The following is a 20,522-nucleotide window of genomic DNA, read 5'->3' on the forward strand; positions in this document are numbered from 1 at the left end:
TATAGTACCAGAAAAGAAAAAAGGAAGGCTATACCAAATGTATCAGGCAGTCTCGAAAATCATTGCGATTTCGTCGCACATGGGCAGCTTGGAACAGTTAATGCAGTCTTTCCACACTTTTTGCGGCAACGTTTCCTTCGCTACGATCCAAAATCCGCACTTTTCAAAGAACACTTTTTGATAGGTTAGCGCAAGCACACGGTTAATGCCCAGGTTGCGGCACTGGTCTACGAGATGAAGGACGAGATGCTTGCCCACGCCCATCCCTTTTGCTTTTTCCGATATCGCCAGGGAGCGGATTTCCGCCAGGTCCTCCCATAAAATATGCAGTCCGGCAACGCCAACCACTGTATCTCCATCATGAGCGACGATAAATGACTGCAAATTTTCACAGACAGAAAGTTTCGTTCGCGGCAACATCAATCCCTGTTGTGCATATTCATTAATGATTTCCAACATGGCATCGACGTCCTTCATCATTGCCTGACGTACTGTCAGCGCTTTTGCAACGCTCATTTTACTCTCCTCCACCCCATGCTCTAACAGCTCGGTATGATTAAATATTTATTCATTATAGTATATAAATATACATTCGACTCGCACAGAAGTCTATCCCTTTTTTTGCCCTTTTGCTCCTGAAATGTACGGAAAATTCTTTTGTAAGTAAGTGTTATGTTATAATCATACAAACGAGCAGAGGAGGTACTACCTTTTTGACGACGAGACGGGAGAGAAAAAAGCGGGAAACACGCGAAAAAATCTTCAACGCTGCCATCAAGCTGTTCAAGCAGCACGGCTTTGAAGCAACGACCATCGACATGATCTCGGAAGAAGCAGATGTCGCTCGCGGCACCATTTTTCTGCATTTCACGTCAAAGGAAGCAATCCTCGCCAACTGGGGATATGAACGGCTTCACGAAATCGAAGAACGCCGTGCGGAGTGGGACTACGGGGACGATTGCAAATCCAAGGTTCTGCGGATTTACAAAATCATGAACGAAGTGACGATCACCAATTTTGATTTCATCAAAGTCGTCGTGGAATCGTCCATGAAGCATCGCAAAGTGCTGGAGAACGAAAAGAACATGTACTTTGAGCTGCGCCAGCTTTTTGCAGACCTGATCGAAGAAGCGCAGGATCGGCAACAGCTAAAGGCCAAGTTCAATCCGCTCGTGGCGGCAAACATGTTGGAAAACATCTACTACAACGCGCTGTATGACTGGGTGCGCAGCGAAGGCGCCTGGGCGCTGGAAGAAATAATGGAAGAGAAGGTCTCGATTGTATTCGAAGGGCTGGTCGTGGATTAATCCAAGCGACCAGCCCTTCACATTTTTGTTAGGAACGATTATTCAAAATAGGCCCATTTGTACTGTGCATTGCCCAGCCCGGAAATGACGACATCTTTCAGGTTCGGATTTTTCGCGTAAACTGTGGATTTGAAGTAGAACGGAATTACTGGCATTTCATCCACCAGCAGCTTTTCTGCATCCTGCAAGATCGCCTTGCGTTTGGCAGCATCCTTTTCCTTGGAAGACTTGGCGAGCAGCTCGGCGTATGCCTTGCTTTCCCATCCGGTGTGGTTGTTGCCTTCTTTCGTGCGGAAAATTTCCAGGAAGTTGATCGGATCGTTGAAATCGCCTGTCCAACCCATGCGGGCTACCTGGAACTTGCCGTTTTTCACGTTTTCGTAGTACACGTTCCACTCTTGGTTCTCCAGCTTCACTTGTACTCCGAGATTTTTTTGCCACATGTCTTGCACGGCTTGCGCGATTTTGGTCTGCGCTTCTTCTGTGTTGTAGGAGAGCGTGATTGGCGGCAGCTTGTCGGCGCTCGCGTATCCTTCTTCCTTCATGCCTTCTGCCAGAAGCTGTTTCGCTTTTTCCACATCGTTGTCCTTGAACAAGCCTTGCGTGTTTTCTGCAAACATGGTCGGAGGCACTACGGCTGTCGCAACCAGTTCGCCGCCTTGCGTCACGTTGTCGACGATGTCTTGGCGGCTGATCGCCAGTGCGAACGCTTGGCGAATTTTTTTGTTATTGAACGGTTTTTGTTGCGTATTGAACTCGTACCAGTACGTTCCTGCTTTCGGCGTAATCTCCAGAAGACCTTTTTCTTTCAGCGTCTGCATCGCGTCGAGCGGCAAGTTTCCGGTAGGCGCTCCTGCCCAGTCCAGATCGCCGTTCTCCAGCATGGACAACTCGGTATTGGCGTCATTGATGATGTTCATTTCGATTTTCGTCAGCTTGACTGTGCCAGCATCCCAGTAGTTCTCGTTTTTCTCCAGCACCAGCTTGTTTTTGTGATCCCAGGAAGTCAGCTTGAACGGTCCGTTCGAAGTGTAGTTCGGACCTGCGTCCTTCGCCCAATCCGGGTGCTCTTTCGCTACTTTTGTGTTAACCGGGAAGTAGCTGTAGAAAGCGGTCAGCTCCAGGAAAAACGGCGTCGGGTTTTCCAACTGGACGACCAGTGTCTTGTCATCCGTCGCTTTTACCCCGATCTCTTCCGGCTTTGCTTTTCCGCTGAATGCCGCTTCTGCATTTTTCACATAAAAGAGCTGGTAGGCGTATTCGGAACCGTTTTTCGCGTCCAATACCCATTTCCAGGCGTTCTCGAAGTCGTGTGCCGTTACCGGATCACCGTTTGACCATTTGGCGTTGTCCCGCAGTGTAAAGGTATAGGTGAGCAGATCGTCGGACGCTTTGATTTCTTGGGCAATCGCCGGTTGTGGCACGCCGTCTTTGTCGATTCGTGTCAGTCCCTCAAACGTCTGGAAAATGACATTGGAAGACCATACATCTGTAATCATTCCCGGATGCAGAGAAAGCGGCTCCGTAAAGTTGTTCAGTCGGAGCACCTGCTCAGGCTGTTTGGTTTCCTTCGCTGGTGCCGGCTGAGTTGTCGCCTGTTGCGATGGCTGGGCTGGTTTTGCGGCTTCCGGTGCCTGTCCGCACGCCGCCAGAGATACGGTCAAGCCTGTCGCGAGTACCGCTTTGACCGTTTTATTCCACCAGTTGCTGTTCTTGTTTGCTGTCATCATCGTTTATTCCCCTTTTTTAGGGAGCCGTTGTTGTCCATTCTGCTGTTGCCATTCTTTCAGCTCGTCTTTGATTTGGTATAGTTCTGCCCGGGTTTCAAGCTTAAACGCTTTTAACTCGCTTTTGATGCAGGCAAGCTCATGAAACAGCTTGTCCCACATTTCCTGGTCCTGTGCCATGTTCGCCTCCTTTCTGCGCTGCTGTTGCCAGTTGTCATTCGGCTAGATCACGAGCCGAGCTATAAGCTGTGCAAACGATGGCTATAATGGTGGGGAAGCTTGTTGCTCAAAAAAATCCACGAATTTTGTCGATTTGGCTGATCATTCCATTGTGGAATCTTTTGATTTTTCTTACAGAATACCATCAAACTCACACTTACTGGAAGCGACAATTTTCAACATTTGGAGAAGTGGAGGTTTTTGTTGCGGGAGCAAGGACATTTCCCTATGATGAAGAAGAGCTTTTTTTAAAGACCTTGGAGGTAATGACATACACATGCGAAACAACATAAAGCGTGAAGATATTGAGCTGTTGGCCCCCGCAGGCAACTGGGACTGTTTGAAAGCCGCCGTCGCGAATGGTGCCAACGCCATCTTTTTCGGTGTAGAAAAGTTCAACGCACGCGCACGCGCGGAGAACTTTCAAATGGCTGAGCTGCCTGAGATTATGGCTTACTTGCATATGTACGGTGTAAAAGGTTTTCTTACCTTTAATATTCTCGTATTCGAAAACGAGCTGGAGGATGCCCGCGAGCTGATTGACGCCTGTATTCACGCCGGGGTGGACGCGGTTATCGTCCAGGACCTCGGTCTGGTGAAGCTGATTCGCGAAATCTCCCCTGACTTCCCGATCCACGGCTCCACGCAGATGACGATCACTTCCCCGGAAGCTGTCGAATTTACGAAACCATTCGACATGGAACGCGTCGTTTTGGGCCGGGAAAATTCCTTGAAGGAAATCAAAAAGATCGGCGAAAAAGCGAAGCTGCCGATGGAAGTTTTTGTCCACGGCGCTTTGTGCGTCTCCTACTCCGGTCAGTGTCTGACTTCGGAAATGTGGGGCGGACGCTCTGCCAACCGCGGCGAGTGCGCCCAGGCTTGCCGACTGCCGTACGATTTGATCGTGGACGGCGTGCAAAAGGATATGGGCAACATCGCCTACGTCCTCTCGCCAAAAGATCTGGCTGCCGTCGACCTGGTTCCCGAGCTGATCGAGGCAGGCGTCACTTCTTTTAAAATCGAAGGGCGTCTGAAATCTCCGGAGTACGTAGCCAACGTGGTCAGCAAATACAACGCGGCAATCGAGCGCTATTTTGCCGGACAAGACACAGGCCCGTCGGAAATAGAAATTCGCGAGTTGCAGCAAAGCTTTTCCCGTGGTTTCACCCACGGATTTTTGGAAGGAACGAACAACAAGCAGCTCATAGATGGATCGTTCCCGAAAAGCCGCGGCGTCTTTTTAGGCACAGTGAAAAAATTGTTGGGCACAAGCGTGCTCGTGGAAATTGCTGCTCCTGTCAAACGCGGTGACGGCATCGTATTCGACGCGGGCGACCCGACGCAAAAAGAAGAAGGCGGACGCGTCTACGATATTTTGTCCCGCGGCAAAAAGATCGAGGGCGAAGTGGAAAAAGGCGTGTACGAGATCGTGATGGGCCGAAACGACGTCAACCTGAAACGACTCCACGTAGGCGACCGCGTCTGGAAAACAAGCGATCCCGAGCTTGACCGCCGCCTGCGCAAAACGTTTGAAACGGAAAAGCCGTACCGCACGTTCCCACTGTCGGTGCATGTCAGCGGCAAGCTGGGCGATAAACTCTGCATCACCTGGGTGGACAAACAGGCGAACCACGCTGTCACCGTTCCGTCGGAGAAGCTGCTGGAATCTGCCGTGAAGCGACCGCTGACGCACGAGCTTTTGCATGATCAGCTCAGCCGTCTGGGCGGAACGGTTTACCATCTGGACGCTCACGATTTGACGGTTGACCTTGCCGGAGACTTGATCGTTCCGGTCAGCGAGCTGAACCGGATGCGCCGTGAAGCGGTAGAGCAGCTTGTGTACTTGCGTTCCAAGCCGCCTGTCTACCAGCATCGCGATGTGAATGTGTATGCGGACGTGCCTCGTTCGCAGCCGGTGGAAAAGCCGCTGTTGACGGCTTTGTGCCGCTCGCTGGAACAACTGGAAGCTGCGGCGCAGACGGACGTCGATTTCCTTTACGCGGACTTCGAATTTGTCAAACAGTATCCGGAAGGCGTCAAGCTGGCGCACAAATACGGCAAGAAAATCGGGATTGCCACGATGCGCATCCACATGCCGGATGAAAACGGCGTGCTCGCCCTGATTGCCAAAAGCAAGCCGGACGCGATTTTGGTGCGCAATACAGGGGCACTCTACTACTACCTGTCCCGCAAGGATGAGATCGACATCCCGCTGATCGGCGATTTCTCCCTGAACGTGGCCAACCATAAAGCGGTCGAGCTGTTCCTCGAAGCTGGCCTGACACGGGTCACGCCTTCGTATGATCTGAACATCCAGCAAATGGTGGACTTGCTCAGCCGCTCCAACGCAGCAAACATGGAGCTGGTCATCCATCAGCATATGCCGATGTTCCATACCGAGCACTGCGTATACTGCACGTTCATGAGTGAGGGAACCGACCATACCAACTGCGGAACCCCATGCGAAACCTCTCGCATCTCGCTCAAGGATCGCGTCGGCTTCTCGCATCCGGTGCGGGTAGATACCGGCTGCCGCAACACGGTGTACAACGCCATCGACCAGTCTGGCGCGGAGTATTTGAAAGAGTTCCGCTCCCTGAATGTAGGCAGCTACCGCATCGAGTTTCTGGAAGAAGAACCGGAGCGCGTGCGTGAAGTCATCAGCCTGTATCGTAAGGCTCTGCGCGGAGAAGTTAGCGGCACACACGTATGGCGCACGCTGAAAGCGACCAACCAGCTCGGCGTCACGCGTGGACAGCTGACCAAATAACAAGCAGCGTTTTTGGAGAGGAGACCAAGCAATGGCAGATTTGAAAGAGGCAACCCAGGAAAATTTGGCGGTTCTGATCGAGGGCATCAAAGCCAAGCTCAACATGGCGAACACAGCGGTTATGCGCCCGGAAGATTTTGACCTCGCCCACTACGAAGACCTTTTGTACCTGTACAACATGGTGCAGAAAAAAACGGCGTTTGGCATCAATGAGATGACGGCGATCGTCGAAGAATTAGGGGCTATGAGAAAACAAGGCTAGTACGCAGCACGCGTCAAAAAGCGGCGCCTCCCTTTTGCGGAAGCGGCGCTTTTTTTTATGTTATGGTTTTTGGTTTTTTTATGGCTTTTGGCGGACTGCGCTTGCTTACGACGGCTGGGGTACTCTTTTTTGTGCGGCAGCCTCTTGTCTTCGCGGCGTTTTGTTGCCGAGGAACAGCGCTAAAACGAGCGCGATGACGGTAAACAGCGTGGCGATCATAAAGGCATCGTTTGTGCCCATGGCAATTCCTTGCTTCGTCGCCAGCTGCATCTGGGCGAGGTCAGCCGGGTTGAGGTGCTGGCTTCGGACGATATCCGCCGTGTGGGCTGCGCTTTTCGTCGTCATGATCGTGACGAACAACGCTGTGCCGAGCGCTCCCCCTATCGCGTTGATCGTGTTGGACATCGCCGTCCCGTGCGGATTGAGCTGCAATGGCAGGGCGTTCAAGCCTGACGTCATGACGGGCATCATCAGCATCGACAGTCCGAACATGCGCACGGTGTAAAGCGTCACCAAGTAGCTGTAGCTTGTCGAGAGGCTCAGCTTCGTGAAGCCGTAAGTCGTGACGATCGTGATAATGAGTCCGATCAGGGCGAGCCATTTTGCGCCAAACTTGTCAAACAGCTTGCCTGTGATCGGAGACATGATGCCCATGATGATGCTCCCCGGCAAAAGCAGCAAGCCTGATTGCACAGGTGTGAAGTGCAGGATGTTTTGCACGTAGACAGGCAGGAGAATCATCCCCGAGTAGAGCGACATGTTGACCATCAGGCTGATCAGGACGGCCAACGTGTAGGCCGGAGTTTGAAAGATGCGAAACTCCAGCATCGCATGGTCAATCGACAACTGCCGCCAGACAAACGCCCCCAAGCTGATACAGCCCACGAGCAGCATGCCGATGACTTCTGCACTCCTCCAGCCCGCCGCGCCTGCGGAGCTGAAGCCGTAGAGCAGCCCGCCGAAGCCGATCGTCGACAAGACGACTCCCCATGAGTCCAGCTTCGGATTTTGCGTCTCGGTCACATTTTTCAGGACGAAAAAGGACGTGACCAGCACGATCAGCGCAATCGGCAGGACGACGAAAAACAGCAAGCGCCACGAGTAATGCTCGACAATCCACCCGGACAAGGTCGGCCCGATCGCCGGGGCAAAGACCATGGCAATCCCGACGATGCCCATCGCGGAACCGCGCCGATCAGCGGGGAACATGTTGAAAATGACATTGGTCATGAGCGGCATGAGAATCCCTGCCCCCGCTGCTTGCACCACGCGTCCGATCAACATGATCGAGAAGCTGGGGGCAATGCCGCAGATGAGCGTTCCTGCGGCAAAAAGGCTCATTGCGGAAATAAACAGCTGTCTGGTCGTATATTTTTCCATCAGAAAAGCCGTCGTCGGGATCAGGACGCCGTTGACCAGCATGTAAATGGTGATGACCCATTGGGCTGTGGAGGTAGTGATGTGGAATTGCTCCATCAGCTTGGGGAGGGCTACGTTGAGGAGTGTCTGGTTCAGCAGGGCCGCTATCGCTCCGGCAATAATGACGCCGAGAATCGGTGCCCGCTGGATGTTTGTTTCTGTCGCTCCCTGCTCGTTCGTCATGAATGATTCCCCTTTTTTGGTTCTGGTTTTTGTTAGTATGCTGCCTTTTTCCTAGGGGCATTCTTGGAGTTGGCGGGGGGTTCTAGGCGGAATGGTGAATGACTGAAAGATTGCTTGGGATCGTGCTTTGGAGTCTGCTTTATTTCGAAACTTCGGAGATCGCGAAGAAAAGGATGAAGGATTGAAAGATTGGTTTGGGGGGGCGCTTCGTAGTCTGCTTCGTCGGTACTTTTGGCGTGGCGAGGAAAGAGACGAATCGCTGTAGCTTCTTGGGATACCCCCTGTGGACTTAGACTGCACGGCTCCGGGGAAAAAGCGAAACCGCGTCAAAAGCAGCATCTCACAGAAGCGAGGGCACGTTGACGCTTAAAACCGTGTTTCGCTTTTTCCTCGCAGCCTCGGTCGGTATCCCAAAGAGCTTTCGCGGATTTCGTCTCTTTCTCGTCTGGGGCTGGTTGTGGTCGGCGGAGGTTTTAAAGAAAAGGCTGAATGATTGAAAGCTTTGTTTGAGATGGCGCTTCGTAGTCTGCTTCGTCGGTACTTTAGGCGTGGCGAGGAAAGAGACGAATCGCTGTAGCTTCTTGGGATACCCCCTGTTGACTTCACTGCACGGCTCCGGGGAAAAGCGAAAACACGCCAAAAAAGAGATTTCTCATCCCTGATCAACTTTCAAAAAGCACTATCCAACCAAAGCTACACGTCGGCCGAGGAAACAGGGGAACAAGCGAAAGGGCTTTGGGACTCTTACCGAGACGCAGGCGAAAAAGGAAAACACGCTTTCAGGCGGCAACGTGCGTCCGCTTCCCTGATCTCTAATCAAGCAAAAAAAAAGAGCCTCCCCAAACACCCCGGAAGACTCCCTCACTCTAACTTTCTGACTTCCTTACCCCTCGTACTTCCGCAGCACAATCACCGCATTGTGTCCACCAAAGCCAAAGGAATTGGACATCCCCACGTTCAGCGCCATGCGCCGGGCTGTATTTGGCACATAGTCCAGATCACAGACGGGATCGCGCTCGTCCTGGTTGATCGTCGGCGGTACGACTCCCTCCTGAAGGCTCTTGATCAGCGCAATCGCCTCCGCGCCGCCTGCCGCCCCGAACATATGCCCTGTCATCGACTTGTTGGCCGTGATCGGGATGCGCCCGGCGTGGTCGCCCAACAGACGTTTGATCGCCAGCGTCTCCGAACGGTCACCGACTTCCGTACCTGTAGCGTGAGCGCTGATCACATCCAGCTCCGCAGGCTCGATTCCCGCTTCCTCCAGCGCCCATTTCATCGCCCGGTATGGGCCAAGCCCTTCCGGATGGGTAGCAACCATATGGTAGGCGTCGGAGCTTGCTCCGTAGCCGATTACTTCCGCGTAAATCCGAGCGTCACGCTTCCTTGCATGCGAGTAAGACTCCACAATCAGGATACCCGCTCCCTCCGCCATGACAAACCCGTCACGCTTGGCATCAAAAGGGCGGCTCGCCGCAGCCGGATCGTCGTTTCGCGTGGACAAGGCAGTCGCATTGCTGAAGCTCGCCAGCGATACCTCGTTAATCGCGGCTTCCGTTCCTCCGGCAATCACTACGTCAGCTTTGCCCGATTGGATCAGCCGATACGCTTCGCCGATCGAAGTATTGCCAATCGAGCAGGCCGTGACAGGCGACATCGTCGGGCCGTATATGCCGTATTTGATGCTGATCATTGCTGCTGCTATATTGGAGATCAGCATCGGCACCAGCGTAGGGCTGACCCGCTCCGGCCCGCGGCTTCTCAGCGTGTCGTACTGGTCCAATAACGTCTGCACGCCGCCAATTCCAGAGCCGACATAGACGCCTATCCGTTCGCGATCGCAATCGTCGAGCCGGAGTCCTGCATCTGCCAGCGCTTCGTCCGCCGCTGCAATCGCAAACTGGCAAAAGCGGTCCATTCTTCTCGCCTCTTTGCGCCCGAATCGCGCCTCCGGGTCAAAATCCCGGACAAGACCCGCGATTTTCGTTTTAAATCGGGATGTATCAAATATGTCAATGTGGGAGATGCCTGGCTTTCCTTCAACCAGGCTGCTCCAAAATTGCTCGACATTGCTTCCGATAGGGGAAATGACGCCCATCCCCGTAACCACTACTTTCTCCATCATTATCCTCCTTTACAAGCCCTTATGGAAACCATCTTGTCACATGATTTATCCTATTACAAGTTGTTGTTTATCCTAGTATAATAAGTAACAGTTTTACCCATTTCGACTTGGAAAGGAAGTCCGCATGAACAATCAGACACGCCTGCAAGCACTCTCGTCCTTTTTAAAAGCGCAGCGAGCAAAAATTTTGCCTCAGTCCGTCGGGCTTGCTCCTGGCACAAGGCGGCGGACGCCTGGCCTGCGCCGGGAAGAAGTGGCACAATTGGCAGGGGTAAGCTCCACCTGGTACACGTGGCTGGAACAAGGCCGGGATATCAAAGTATCCCCCTCCGTTCTCGATGCCGTATCCAAAGCACTGCAACTGACTGTCGACGAGCGCAAGTATTTGTACGCGCTCGCCTTGGAAAGCGGCACAACTGTCGGCACCACGCTGCACAAAGACGAGTCGCCCCAGATCAGTCCAGCCCTGGAGCGAATTGTGAACGAGCTGCACTCCTGTCCTGCCATCATCTCGGACAGACGACTCCACATCGTCGGTTGGAACAAAGCGGCGGCGCACGTCTTTCTCGATTTCGAGCAAATACCAGTGGAAGAGCGCAATCTGATCCGATTGTTGTTCACGCGAAAAGAGCTGCGGCGGCTCGCCGTCAACTGGGAGCACTTCGTCAGCGGCTTTCTCGCGATTTTTCGCGCGTACTACGGACAGTACGTGGAAGACGAATGGTATGAGCACTTTTTGCGCGAAATGAGAGACGTCCACCCCGACTTTCATCGGCTGTGGGAACAGAGCGACGTCAGCACGGCTCCTGAGGTGCTGCTGGAGTTTCGCCATGCCAGAGCCGGAAAAATGCAGTTTCACCTCACCTCCCTGCAAGTACAGGGCAGCGCTGACTTGCGTTGCAGCATTTATACCCCGGACCCCCAATCGTCGACCGAAACAAAGCTGCGCCAGCTGATGGACCGCCCCGCTGCGGAGACGCCAGACTGAGCTGGCACGCGCAACGCAAAAAAGACCAGCCCACGCTCATTCGGACAGCCCCTCCTGTTCGCTCTGTCTCACAACAGGAGGGCCAATTCGCTGAACTGTAGCTGGTCATTTTTAAGCGTGCGTGTGTGCAAACATGCCACGCTTCCTTGCATTTTTGTTCCCTTTACATGGGGTGTTTCCAACTAATGATTGACGATTCCGACCCGCGCCTCTGCTGCGGACAAATGTCCCGCTTCCTCGCAGCCTTCCCGCCACAACAAGTAGCGAATACTGTCTGCGAGCGCCTCCCAGCTTGCTTCGATTACGTTGGTAGACACCCCGACCGTGCTCCACTTCTCCCCGTTGCTTGCCGACTCGATCAGCACGCGGACTTTTGCCGCTGTCGCTCCGTTTTCATCCAGAACACGCACCTTGTAGTCGGCCAGGTGCATGTTGGCGATACAGGGGTAGTAGCTCTCCAGCGCTTTGCGCATGGCGTTGTCCAGCGCGTTGACAGGACCGTTGCCATCCGCGGCTGTATGTACGCTCTCCCCGTTTACCCGCAGCTTGACTGTCGCCTCGGACGTGATCGACTGAATGGCCGCCTTTTCCATCAAAATCTTGAAAGAATCGAGCGTGAACAAATTTTTCAGCTTGCCGGCAGCCTCAAGCAGCATGAGCGTGAGCGAAGCTTCCGCGCCCTCGTACTGGTAGCCCTGGAACTCGCGCTCTTTGATGCGCGTGATAATCTCGCGGGTCTTTTCCCGATCCAGCGACAGATCGATCTCCAGCTCTTCCATTTTGGCGAGCAGATTGCTCTGTCCGGCCAGCTCGGAGACGAGCACGCGGCGCTTGTTGCCGATGTTTTCCGGTTCGATGTGCTCGTACGTTTTCGGATCGCGCAATACGGCGCTGACGTGGATTCCGCCTTTGTGGGCAAAAGCGCTGTGTCCGACAAAAGGCTGGTTGTTCGGCAGCGTCATGTTGGCGATCTCCGCCACATAGCGCGAAAGCTGCGTCAGCTCTTGCAACTGCTCGCTGCTCACGCACTCGTAGCCGAGCTTGAGCTGCAAATTGGGCACAACGGAAATAAGGTTGACGTTGCCGCAGCGCTCCCCGATCCCGTTGATCGTTCCTTGCACTTGCTTGGCTCCCGCCTGAATCGCGGCCAAAGCGTTCGCCACAGCTACGCCGCTGTCGTTGTGCGGATGAATCCCCAGCGGCGTACGAAGTTGTCCGGCAGCCGCCTTGACGATCTCGTATACTTCGTGTGGCAGACTTCCTCCGTTTGTATCGCAAAGGACAATCCAGTCGGCACCCGCCTCTTCGGCAGCCGCAAGCACCCGCAGGGCATACAGCGGGTTTGCTTTGTAGCCGTCGAAGAAATGCTCCGCCAAAAAGAGTGTCGTCAAACCGTTCTGTTTCAAAAAGGCCACCGAATCAGCGACCATGCGCACGTTTTCTTCCAAAGTCGTCTTCAAGGCGTCCGTCACGTGCAAGTCCCATGACTTCCCGAAAATCGCCGCAGCTTCGGCACCGCTGGCGATCAGCGCCAGCAAGTTGTCGTCTGCTGCTACTGCCACATTCGGACGACAGGTGCTGCCAAAAGCCGTCACTTTGGCGTGCTGTAGCGGAATCTCGCGGATGCGCTCAAAAAACGCCATATCCTTTGGATTGCTTCCAGGCCAACCGCCCTCGATAAAATCAATTCCGAACTGATCCAGCCGCAGTGCGATCTTTATCTTGTCTTCCACCGACAGGCTGATCCCCTCTCCCTGCGTACCATCTCGCAGGGTGGTATCGTACAGATACACCTTGCTGTTCATGTTTCTTCTCCACCTATCTCTGGTATTTTCTGAATAGTCACATCATTTGAATCTTTTGACGTTACCCAGTATACCATAGCCCAAATGGATTGAAAACGCAGGAAAATCCAGGCTTTTTCTATGTCCGCGGGGTACGGACAAAAGCCGCCGTTTGCTCAATGACCGCTTCCAGTTGCGGAGAAGTTCCTGCAAACGGATGACGCGTGTTCCACGTATGGTCGCCGCCTTCTATCCAGTGCAGTTCGCTGTGCTTCGCCGCCTGATGAATCCGTTTGGCACCCTCTACCAGACGGACAAAATCTTTTTCTCCGCTCAAGATGCACAAAGGTGTTTCCATCGAAGACACTTTCGCCAAAATGTCATACGCTTCCCGGTTTTGATCCACATCCTCGATCACCGTCCGCGTAATCGGCATATCTTGCCCAGTGCGCGCATTGGCGATATAGCCGACGCCCGTTTCCGCGATTTGCTTGCGCAGTCCCGCATCAAACAAATTGACATCGGCAATTCCATTCCAGGTCACGATTCCCGCCACGCGCGGATTGCCCGCTCCGAACAGGATGGCATCCCCGCCGCCTTTGCTGTGTCCAAGCACGTACAGTCTGGATTTGTCCACATAGTCTGGCCAGACAAACTCACCGGAATCGATCCATTCGACCAGCGCTTGCAGGTCGGCAAGCTCACGCGCGTACGTGTTGCGGCCGAACTTTTCCAGCTCGTCAAATTCGGTCAAGCTCTCGCCCACACCGTTGCAGCTAAAATTAAAGCGGATCGTCGTCACGCCTCGCTTCGCCAGCTCGTCTGCCACATAGGGGAAGCTGCCCCAATCCTTGAAGCCTTTGAACCCGTGGCAAAACAGCAACAGCGGCTGGTCGGCACCCGCTGCCTCGTCTGTATGTACATTCCCCCGAAGCGTCAAGCCTTCGCCCAACTCAATCGAAAAAGCTTCCTGTCTCATGCTCATCTCCTCCATTCCTTTGTTTGTGAACCTTGCACGCCGTCAAGGAGCACGCATCCACCTGGCTATTATTATGCCGCATGCCTTGCGCAAAAGAAATGAAAAAGACCCTCCAAGCTGTGGAGAGCCTTTTCACCCGAGTCCGAATCGCTGGTCTTTCATCCGCTCATTTTTTTCGATCAAATACAAGGCGTATTCCAACGGCCTGCGCACGGCCTGCCGATAGCGCCGATGCTCCCCGAGCTGCCGGAATATTTCCCTGCCAGGCTTCGGATTGATCTCGATAATCCACACATGGCCGTGCACATCGATGCCTAAGTCAAACCCGAACTCCATCATCTGCCCGAAGTGCTGCTCGATTCTGCCGATAGTCAGCATGACAAGCTCTTTGCATTCGAGCACGATTCTTTTGGCGGCTTCTTGTCCGAAGCGGCTCGCCAAAAAAGGAATGGCTGGCATCGCCGTCCCGCCGCCGTGCAAATTGGACGTCGAAGAGCGCGTCGAACCGATGCGTATGCCCATACCTGTCAGCCGCCAGATGCCTTCTCCGTCTTTTTGCGCAAGCACCCTGGCATCGACGGTTCGCCCAGGCACCAGAGCCAATTGCAAACCTTGCTGGAGAAAAAACTGCTCTTTTCCGTTCTTTTCTTTTTCCATCCACGCTTCGAGCCGCTCGCATACTTTGCTGATCGAGGACAGCTTTTCCCTGCTTTTCGCCTGCTGTTTGGTTCTGCCATGCAGCAAATAGCCCTCTTCTGTTTTTTCCACGCGCAAAATGCTTCGCCCGCCCGAGCCGTTTGTCGGCTTGAGATACACCTGGCGATGGCGTTTCAGCATCGAAACCAGCGTGCTTCTTGCGTAAGCGAACGTCTCGGGCAGCCATTTCGTCAAAAACGGGTCTTCCAGCAAAATTTGATGGAGATTGAATTTATTCGTAAAACGGCTGTTGGCATAGCGGAACAAGTTTTGCTTGCGAAACGGCGGATAGTGGCTATGCTTCGCCAACGGATAATACCGATAACGGTCTATGACAATGTCCGGCCACTCAAACCATTCGCTCTTCCAGCCTTTTTCGGCAGGGATGAAGCCTTTGATTTTCCGCTCGGACACATGCACATCCTGCGGCCCGAAAACAAAGACGTCGGCGCCCAGCTCTCTCCCTTCCTTGACCAGACGGCGAAAAAATCCCGGTTCGATAAAGCCGGATTCTCCCCGGTAGGTCAGTATGCCGATCCGTTTTCTCACTGGAGGCAGCCCCCTCCTTTGCTCATCTGATTGCCGTGTGCGGTATGCGATGCCTCATTTCAACAGTTTATGGCAAGACGCCAAAAAAGCGCCATTGCCACTGCTAGGCAAAAGCGCATCTTTGCAAGGGAAAGGTTTATACTACCCCTCGTTTTTTTCCAGATAGAGCAGGGCTGTTCGTCCGAGCAGTTCTCCGGCGATGAGCATGGAGTCTTCGTCGATGTCAAAATGCGGGTGGTGGTGCGGATACTTCGCCAGCTTCTCCGGGTTGCCGGCCCCGACAAACAAATACGCCCCGGGAACCTTTTCCAAATAGTAAGAGAAGTCTTCTCCTCCCATGAGCGGCTTCATCGGTTCCACGCGCTCCGGACCAAAGGCAGCCAGCGCCGCTTCACGGGCGATTTGCGCTTCCGCTTCATGATTGATGACCGCAGGATAGCCGCGCTCGTACGACACTTTCGCCTCTGCGCCCATCATGGCAGCCGTGCCGACAGCGATTTCCGTGAGGCGAAGCTCTGCGCGATCACGCACTTCCGGCAGGAACGAACGCACCGTTCCCGTCAGGCGACAGCTGTCTGCGATGATGTTGTTGTTGTCACCGCCGTTGAACGTACCGACCGTCACAACGACGCTTTCCAACGGACTGACGTTGCGACTGGCGATCGTCTGCAAATTTCCTACGATTTGCGAGCCGACCACGATCGAATCGACTGTCTCCTCAGGAACAGCGCCATGACCGCCGCGGCCCTTGATTTCGATCACGAAGTCATCTGTATTCGCCATGATCGGGCCACCGCTGATGAACACTTTGCCTACTGGCAGCATGGACCAGAGATGGACGCCAAATACAGCGTCTACGCCGTCGACTGCGCCATCCGCTGTCATCTGGATCGCTCCGCCTGGCGATTCTTCTTCCGCGTGCTGGAACAAAAAACGGATTTCCCCGGCAAACTGGTCGCGATGCGCCGCCAGCACACTCGCCAAGCCCAACAGTTCGGAGGTATGCGCATCGTGGCCACAGGCGTGCATGACACCAGGAACCGTCGATTTGTACGGAACATCTTTTTGATCCTGAATCGGCAACGCGTCGAAATCAGCCCGCAAAGCGACGACTTTGCCCGGACGGCTGCCCTTGAGCACTCCGATGACCCCGCGGCCGCCCACTCCTGTCTTTACTTCGTCAAACTCCAGGCCACGCAAAATTTCCGCGATCATCGCCGGAGTTTTTTCCTCTTGAAAGGACAGTTCCGGATATTGGTGAAGATGGCGGCGCCACGCGATCATTTGCGGCTCCACCTCTTTGAGCAACGATTTCAAACGTTCCTGCAACGACATGCTGTGTTCTCCTCCCGCTGGATGCATATTTATACGCTTGTCTCTATCATAGCAAAAAAGCGCACCTAGCGGGGAAGTCTGCTATTCAATCTCCATCAGGCTCCTTTTTCTGTCAGCAAAAACGGCTAAGCTGGCATATCCTGCGCGCCTCAGCTGCATTCGCGCTTCTGCGAGATGCTGCCCGACCTGATCAGGAGCTGTCGCATGGGAGGACAGCGTAATCGGCACTTCATGCTGCGCCAATATTTGCAAAAAGCGATAGCTCGGCGAAAACTCCCGCTGCGTCTGTCCGCGCACGCACGCTGTGTTCAGTTCGGTTGCCGTATCCATCCGCCGCAATGCCCGGGCGATCCGCTGATAGTACGGCAACAGCGTCATTTCATCCGCTTTCGGGTCAAACGCCCTGACCCCGTCCAGATGCGTCAAAACATCGAACAGGCCACTGTCAATCGCCTGCTCCACCACATCAAAATAACGCACGAACCATCCGGGTGATGCATGCACTTCCAGCTGCTCCTGGAGATTGCGAACGAGATAGCCTTTTCCGCCAGGGAAATGGACGGCTCCCATGCATACGTCCCACGGATATTTTTCGATCACCTCGCGCAGCTCGCCTTCCCCGCCCGGAAAATAATCCAGCTCGATCCCGATGCGAAGCGCCACCCCATCTTCCGCCCACCGCTCGCGCTCCTCTGCAAGAAACGCCACATAAGCTGGCAAAGAGTCGTTCGCCATCTGTCCAAGCCACTGCCGCTGCGCTTTGCCTAAACGGTCGTGCCCCACGTGAATAAATTGCTCATAATAAGGACGAAAATCGGCAAAGCGATACAAATGCTCGACGACGCACACTTGCGAGATGCCAGCTTGTTTCGCCCGCGCCCGGTACAAATCCAGCCACTCCCTGGAGTAAGGCCCTCTTTGGAGCCTGTGGGCAAGCCCCTTGACCAGCTCGTGTGCCCAGCCCCTGCTTCCGCTCTCTTGCTTTTCGTCCAGAAGCGGCCGCAGTGCGCACGCTTGCCCGACCAACCAGTCCAGCGAATACGGTCCCTCTTCCAGATGCACATGAAAGTCGACTTTCATCCCATCCCCCCTGCGGTTTGTCCAACCGTTTTCTACTGTTTGTATGCGCGAAACCGCCGGGATATGTATGAAGGCTCTGTGTCGTTCCTCCCAGGCTGCGAGCCGCTTGTCCGGGACTTTTCGATCTGGATACAACAAGACGGTCACATCCAATTTCATGAAAAACGCCGAGACGTTTTGCACAAAAAAACCCCCTGATGTTCAGGAGGCAGTTTGCCCGGTTTCAACGGGAAGGGCTAACCATTTTTGCGTTCATACACGTAAAACGTATGCGGGTAGGCATTCTTTTCATCGACAACACCTTCGCGCTTGTCCACAAGCACAAACGCGTCTTTGTCCCACGCAGGGAAAAACGTGTCGCCCTCTGTTTCCAGCTCGATTTCGGTAATGTACATGCGATCTACCACGTCCAGGAACTGCCCGTAAATGTTGGCGCCGCCAAAAATGATGACGTCGCCCAGAGCGAGCACTTCTTCCTTCGTATGGACGACATCGACACCTTCCGGATGAAAGTCGCGGCTTCTCGTCAGCACGACATTTCGTCTGTTCGGCAGCGGTCTGCCGATCGATTCGAACGTCTTGCGGCCCATCACAATCGTGTTCCCTGTCGTGATTTCCTTGACGTTTTTCAAATCGGCGGGCAGGCTCCACGGCATGTCGCCATCTTTGCCGATCACCTGATTTTTCGCGTAGGCCACAATCAGACTGATCATACAGCCACCTCGCCTTTGATGTGCGGATGGGCCTCGTAATCGACGATTTCAATGTCGTCATACGTGAAGTCAAAAATGGACGTCACTTCTGGATTGAGCTGCAGCTTAGGCAACGGCTTCGGCTCGCGAGTGAGTTGCAGCTTCACTTGTTCGATATGGTTTGTATACAAGTGCGCGTCTCCCAGCGTGTGAACGAAGTCGCCCACCTCAAGTCCTGTCACATGGGCAACCATATGCGTCAAAAGCGCATAGGAAGCGATGTTGAACGGCACCCCCAAAAACGTGTCGGCACTGCGCTGGTACAACTGGCACGACAGCTTGCCGTCTGCCACATAAAACTGGAACAGCAAATGACACGGCGGCAAGGCCATCTCCGCGAGATCAGCCGGATTCCACGCACTGACGATCAGGCGTCTTGAGTCGGGATTTTTTTTGATTTCGTCGATCACCCACTGGATTTGGTCGACCGTCTTGCCGTCGCGCCCGACAAAAGAACGCCACTGCTTTCCGTAGACGGGTCCCAAGTCGCCGTTTTCATCCGCCCACTCATTCCAAATCCGCACCCCATTTTCCTGCAGGTAGCGCACATTCGTGTCTCCGGCCAAAAACCACAGCAACTCGTGAATGATCGATTTCATATGTAGTTTTTTCGTCGTGACCAGCGGGAAGCCCTCGCTCAGGTCAAAACGCATCTGGTGTCCAAAAATGCTAATCGTTCCTGTGCCTGTCCGATCCTCTTTCGTCACGCCTTCTGTCAAAATGCGCTGGCACAAGTCTAAATATTGTTTCATCCCCACCACTCCTTCCGTTCTCTATACTAAACAAAGCTGCTCGAAAAGGAAAGCCTTCCATTGCGTGGTATAATAGGCTGGATGATTTTGGTTTTGGAACCGTTTGGAAACCTTTTGAAAACCGGAAACGACCACGTACAGAAAGCAGGATTGGCATGGATGACAAGACAGCAGGGCCAAAAAACAAGCCTTTATATAAACAAATTGCCGAACAGATCGAGCAGCGCATCAGCAGCGGCGAGTTCGGCCCGGGCAGCAGTCTGCCCTCGGAGCGCTCACTAGCAAAAGAACTCGGGGTCAACCGTTCGACGATCGTCGCCGTCTATGATGAATTGCAGGCCGCCGGGATCGTAGAGCGCAAGCAAGGGAGTGGAACACTCGTCAGTCAGGACATCTGGGGGCTGGCTCGCACGCGTGTGCCGAACTGGCGGCATTTGACGGAAACCGGGTCGTTCAGGCCCAATTTGCCGCTCATCCGCAAAATCCGCAGGGAGACGCAGGAAAATGAACTGATCGATCTGGCGAGCGGCGAGCTTTCGCCTGACCTCGTTCCCCGCCACACGCTGTCGCACTTGATCAGCCCGGACGATTTTCCCGATCACCTCGGCTATGAGCATCCGCAGGGCAACTGGTCGCTGCGCGAAACGCTCGGCAAACACATGAAAGAATGGCGAAACATCGAAGCGCCTGCCACGTCGATCATGATTACATCGGGAGCGCAGCAAGCCCTCCACCTCGTCGTGCAATGCCTGCTCAAGCCAGGTGACGCCGTGGCGATCGAGGCGCCATCGTATTGTCACTCCCTGCCGTTGTTTCATTCAGCAGGACTGCGCACCTTTTCGCTGCCCGTAGAGCAAAACGGCATCGATCCGAACCATTTGGCTGAACTGCATCGCAAGCACCGGATCAAAATGGTGTTTCTCAACCCGAACTTTCAAAATCCGACAGGCACTTTGCTGTCGCTGGCCCGGCGGCAACAGCTGCTCGCTTTTTCCGCCGAAAACGGCATCCCGATCATCGAGGACGATCCGTACAGCTTGACTTCGTTTTCCAAAGAGCCGATCCCTACCCTCAAATCGTTGGATAAACACGGCACGGTTTTGTATATCAGCTCGCTGACCAAAATCGTCGCTTCCGGCTTGCGCATCGGCTGGATCGTCGGGCCGCAGACGGTTATCGAGCGGCTGGCGGATGCGAAGCAGCAGTTTGATTTTGGACACAGCATTTTCCCGCAGTGGCTGGCGGACCGTTTTTTGGCTTCGCCTGACTTTGCCCAGCACGTCGATCGGTTGCGCACCCAACTGGCTTTGCGCCACGATCAGCTGCTGTTTTCCCTAGAGGACAAGTTCGGCGAGCAAGTCGCCATGGCAGGTGCACAAGGCGGCATTCATCTGTGGTGCCGCTTTGCCGGAACATGGAGTGAGCAGCAGCTTTTGACGGAAGCGGTCAAGCGCGGCGTGGTCTTCGTACCCGGCCACTTGTTCGGAGCAGAGCCGGGCCACGTACGCTTTACTTTTGGCAGAGCTTCCCTTGCGCAAATTCCTGCTGCTGTGGAACGGTTTGCGGAAGCTTTTGCCGCAAGTGGATGAGCAAAA

Annotated in this window: 17 protein-coding genes; 5 read left to right on the forward strand and 12 right to left on the reverse strand. The window is 54.1% G+C overall.

The window, feature by feature from the left end; translation table 11 throughout:
* Positions 1–42: 42 nt before the first annotated feature.
* Complete coding sequence (locus tag HP435_RS20980) at positions 43–516, reverse strand: N-acetyltransferase (RefSeq protein WP_122963860.1); 474 nt, start codon at positions 514–516, stop codon at positions 43–45.
* A 197-nt stretch (positions 517–713) separates the two neighbouring features.
* Here HP435_RS20980 and HP435_RS20985 point away from each other — a divergent pair, with 197 nt between their 5' ends.
* Complete coding sequence (locus HP435_RS20985) at positions 714–1,307, forward strand: TetR/AcrR family transcriptional regulator (protein WP_063227964.1); 594 nt, start codon at positions 714–716, stop codon at positions 1,305–1,307.
* Positions 1,308–1,345: 38 nt separating this feature from the next.
* Here HP435_RS20985 and HP435_RS20990 read toward each other — a convergent pair whose 3' ends face one another.
* Entirely contained in the window at positions 1,346–3,037 is a 1,692-nt protein-coding gene (locus HP435_RS20990; RefSeq protein WP_370641081.1) for a peptide ABC transporter substrate-binding protein, read from the reverse strand.
* A 3-nt stretch (positions 3,038–3,040) separates the two neighbouring features.
* Entirely contained in the window at positions 3,041–3,214 is a 174-nt protein-coding gene (locus HP435_RS20995; RefSeq protein WP_167470274.1) for a hypothetical protein, read from the reverse strand.
* 316 nt (positions 3,215–3,530) lie between these two features.
* Between HP435_RS20995 and HP435_RS21000 the strand changes: the two genes are divergently transcribed.
* Complete coding sequence (locus HP435_RS21000) at positions 3,531–6,023, forward strand: U32 family peptidase (RefSeq protein WP_173596813.1); 2,493 nt, start codon at positions 3,531–3,533, stop codon at positions 6,021–6,023.
* Between the two features lie 31 nt (positions 6,024–6,054).
* Complete coding sequence (locus HP435_RS21005) at positions 6,055–6,285, forward strand: DUF1128 domain-containing protein (protein WP_063227962.1); 231 nt, start codon at positions 6,055–6,057, stop codon at positions 6,283–6,285.
* A gap of 105 nt (positions 6,286–6,390) precedes the next feature.
* Here the strand turns inward: HP435_RS21005 and HP435_RS21010 are convergent, their stop codons facing one another.
* Together HP435_RS21010 and fabF are read right to left on the reverse strand one after the other, a co-directional pair.
* A complete protein-coding gene (locus HP435_RS21010) occupies positions 6,391–7,887 on the reverse strand; it encodes a DHA2 family efflux MFS transporter permease subunit (protein ID WP_122963857.1) in 1,497 nt (498 codons plus the stop codon).
* A gap of 883 nt (positions 7,888–8,770) precedes the next feature.
* On the reverse strand, positions 8,771–10,009 hold the full coding sequence (fabF, locus tag HP435_RS21015) for a beta-ketoacyl-ACP synthase II (protein ID WP_173596812.1): 1,239 nt from the start codon (positions 10,007–10,009) through the stop codon (positions 8,771–8,773).
* Between the two features lie 127 nt (positions 10,010–10,136).
* Between fabF and HP435_RS21020 the strand changes: the two genes are divergently transcribed.
* Positions 10,137–11,000 (forward strand): helix-turn-helix transcriptional regulator, encoded by an 864-nt coding sequence (locus tag HP435_RS21020; RefSeq protein ID WP_173596811.1) that lies wholly within the window; start codon positions 10,137–10,139, stop codon positions 10,998–11,000.
* A gap of 182 nt (positions 11,001–11,182) precedes the next feature.
* On the opposite strand, the gene cimA is transcribed toward HP435_RS21020, so the two are convergent.
* The 7 genes from cimA to HP435_RS21055 all read right to left on the reverse strand — a co-directional run bounded on the left by cimA (position 11,183) and on the right by HP435_RS21055 (position 18,927).
* A complete protein-coding gene (cimA, locus tag HP435_RS21025) occupies positions 11,183–12,805 on the reverse strand; it encodes a citramalate synthase (protein ID WP_173596810.1) in 1,623 nt (540 codons plus the stop codon).
* Between the two features lie 118 nt (positions 12,806–12,923).
* Entirely contained in the window at positions 12,924–13,763 is an 840-nt protein-coding gene (locus HP435_RS21030) for an alpha/beta hydrolase (protein ID WP_122963853.1), read from the reverse strand.
* A 132-nt stretch (positions 13,764–13,895) separates the two neighbouring features.
* Positions 13,896–15,008: a YheC/YheD family endospore coat-associated protein gene (locus HP435_RS21035; protein ID WP_173596809.1), complete on the reverse strand. Its 1,113-nt coding sequence runs from the start codon at positions 15,006–15,008 to the stop codon at positions 13,896–13,898.
* Between the two features lie 141 nt (positions 15,009–15,149).
* Positions 15,150–16,343 (reverse strand): M20 metallopeptidase family protein, encoded by a 1,194-nt coding sequence (locus HP435_RS21040; RefSeq protein WP_173596808.1) that lies wholly within the window; start codon positions 16,341–16,343, stop codon positions 15,150–15,152.
* Between the two features lie 81 nt (positions 16,344–16,424).
* The gene (locus tag HP435_RS21045) at positions 16,425–17,423 is read right to left on the reverse strand and encodes a PHP domain-containing protein (RefSeq protein WP_173596906.1); all 999 of its coding nucleotides are present in this window, start codon (positions 17,421–17,423) and stop codon (positions 16,425–16,427) included.
* A 236-nt stretch (positions 17,424–17,659) separates the two neighbouring features.
* A complete protein-coding gene (locus HP435_RS21050; protein WP_122963850.1) occupies positions 17,660–18,136 on the reverse strand; it encodes a dihydrofolate reductase in 477 nt (158 codons plus the stop codon).
* A complete protein-coding gene (locus HP435_RS21055; RefSeq protein WP_173596807.1) occupies positions 18,133–18,927 on the reverse strand; it encodes a thymidylate synthase in 795 nt (264 codons plus the stop codon). The genes HP435_RS21050 and HP435_RS21055 overlap by 4 nt, the downstream gene beginning before the upstream one ends.
* A 155-nt stretch (positions 18,928–19,082) precedes the next feature.
* Here HP435_RS21055 and HP435_RS21060 point away from each other — a divergent pair, with 155 nt between their 5' ends.
* On the forward strand, positions 19,083–20,516 hold the full coding sequence (locus HP435_RS21060) for a MocR-like pyridoxine biosynthesis transcription factor PdxR (protein WP_122963848.1): 1,434 nt from the start codon (positions 19,083–19,085) through the stop codon (positions 20,514–20,516).
* Positions 20,517–20,522: the final 6 nt, after the last annotated feature.

It is taken from the genome of Brevibacillus sp. HD3.3A, assembly GCF_013284375.2.
Lineage (GTDB): Bacteria > Bacillota > Bacilli > Brevibacillales > Brevibacillaceae > Brevibacillus > Brevibacillus parabrevis.

Excerpts from the sequence above, each read along its gene's own strand:
- fabF (WP_173596812.1), bottom strand. The coding sequence starts at position 10,009 with ATGGAGAAAGTAGTGGTTACGGGGATGGGCGTCATTTCCCCTATCGGA.
- HP435_RS21060 (WP_122963848.1), top strand. The coding sequence starts at position 19,083 with ATGGATGACAAGACAGCAGGGCCAAAAAACAAGCCTTTATATAAACAA.
- HP435_RS21005 (WP_063227962.1), top strand. The coding sequence starts at position 6,055 with ATGGCAGATTTGAAAGAGGCAACCCAGGAAAATTTGGCGGTTCTGATC.
- HP435_RS21020 (WP_173596811.1), top strand. The coding sequence starts at position 10,137 with ATGAACAATCAGACACGCCTGCAAGCACTCTCGTCCTTTTTAAAAGCG.
- HP435_RS21055 (WP_173596807.1), bottom strand. The coding sequence starts at position 18,927 with ATGAAACAATATTTAGACTTGTGCCAGCGCATTTTGACAGAAGGCGTG.
- HP435_RS21050 (WP_122963850.1), bottom strand. The coding sequence starts at position 18,136 with ATGATCAGTCTGATTGTGGCCTACGCGAAAAATCAGGTGATCGGCAAA.
- HP435_RS20990 (WP_370641081.1), bottom strand. The coding sequence starts at position 3,037 with ATGATGACAGCAAACAAGAACAGCAACTGGTGGAATAAAACGGTCAAA.
- HP435_RS21000 (WP_173596813.1), top strand. The coding sequence starts at position 3,531 with ATGCGAAACAACATAAAGCGTGAAGATATTGAGCTGTTGGCCCCCGCA.
- HP435_RS21030 (WP_122963853.1), bottom strand. The coding sequence starts at position 13,763 with ATGAGACAGGAAGCTTTTTCGATTGAGTTGGGCGAAGGCTTGACGCTT.
- cimA (WP_173596810.1), bottom strand. The coding sequence starts at position 12,805 with ATGAACAGCAAGGTGTATCTGTACGATACCACCCTGCGAGATGGTACG.
- HP435_RS20980 (WP_122963860.1), bottom strand. The coding sequence starts at position 516 with ATGAGCGTTGCAAAAGCGCTGACAGTACGTCAGGCAATGATGAAGGAC.
- HP435_RS21045 (WP_173596906.1), bottom strand. The coding sequence starts at position 17,423 with ATGAAAGTCGACTTTCATGTGCATCTGGAAGAGGGACCGTATTCGCTG.
- HP435_RS21040 (WP_173596808.1), bottom strand. The coding sequence starts at position 16,343 with ATGTCGTTGCAGGAACGTTTGAAATCGTTGCTCAAAGAGGTGGAGCCG.
- HP435_RS21010 (WP_122963857.1), bottom strand. The coding sequence starts at position 7,887 with ATGACGAACGAGCAGGGAGCGACAGAAACAAACATCCAGCGGGCACCG.
- HP435_RS20995 (WP_167470274.1), bottom strand. The coding sequence starts at position 3,214 with ATGGCACAGGACCAGGAAATGTGGGACAAGCTGTTTCATGAGCTTGCC.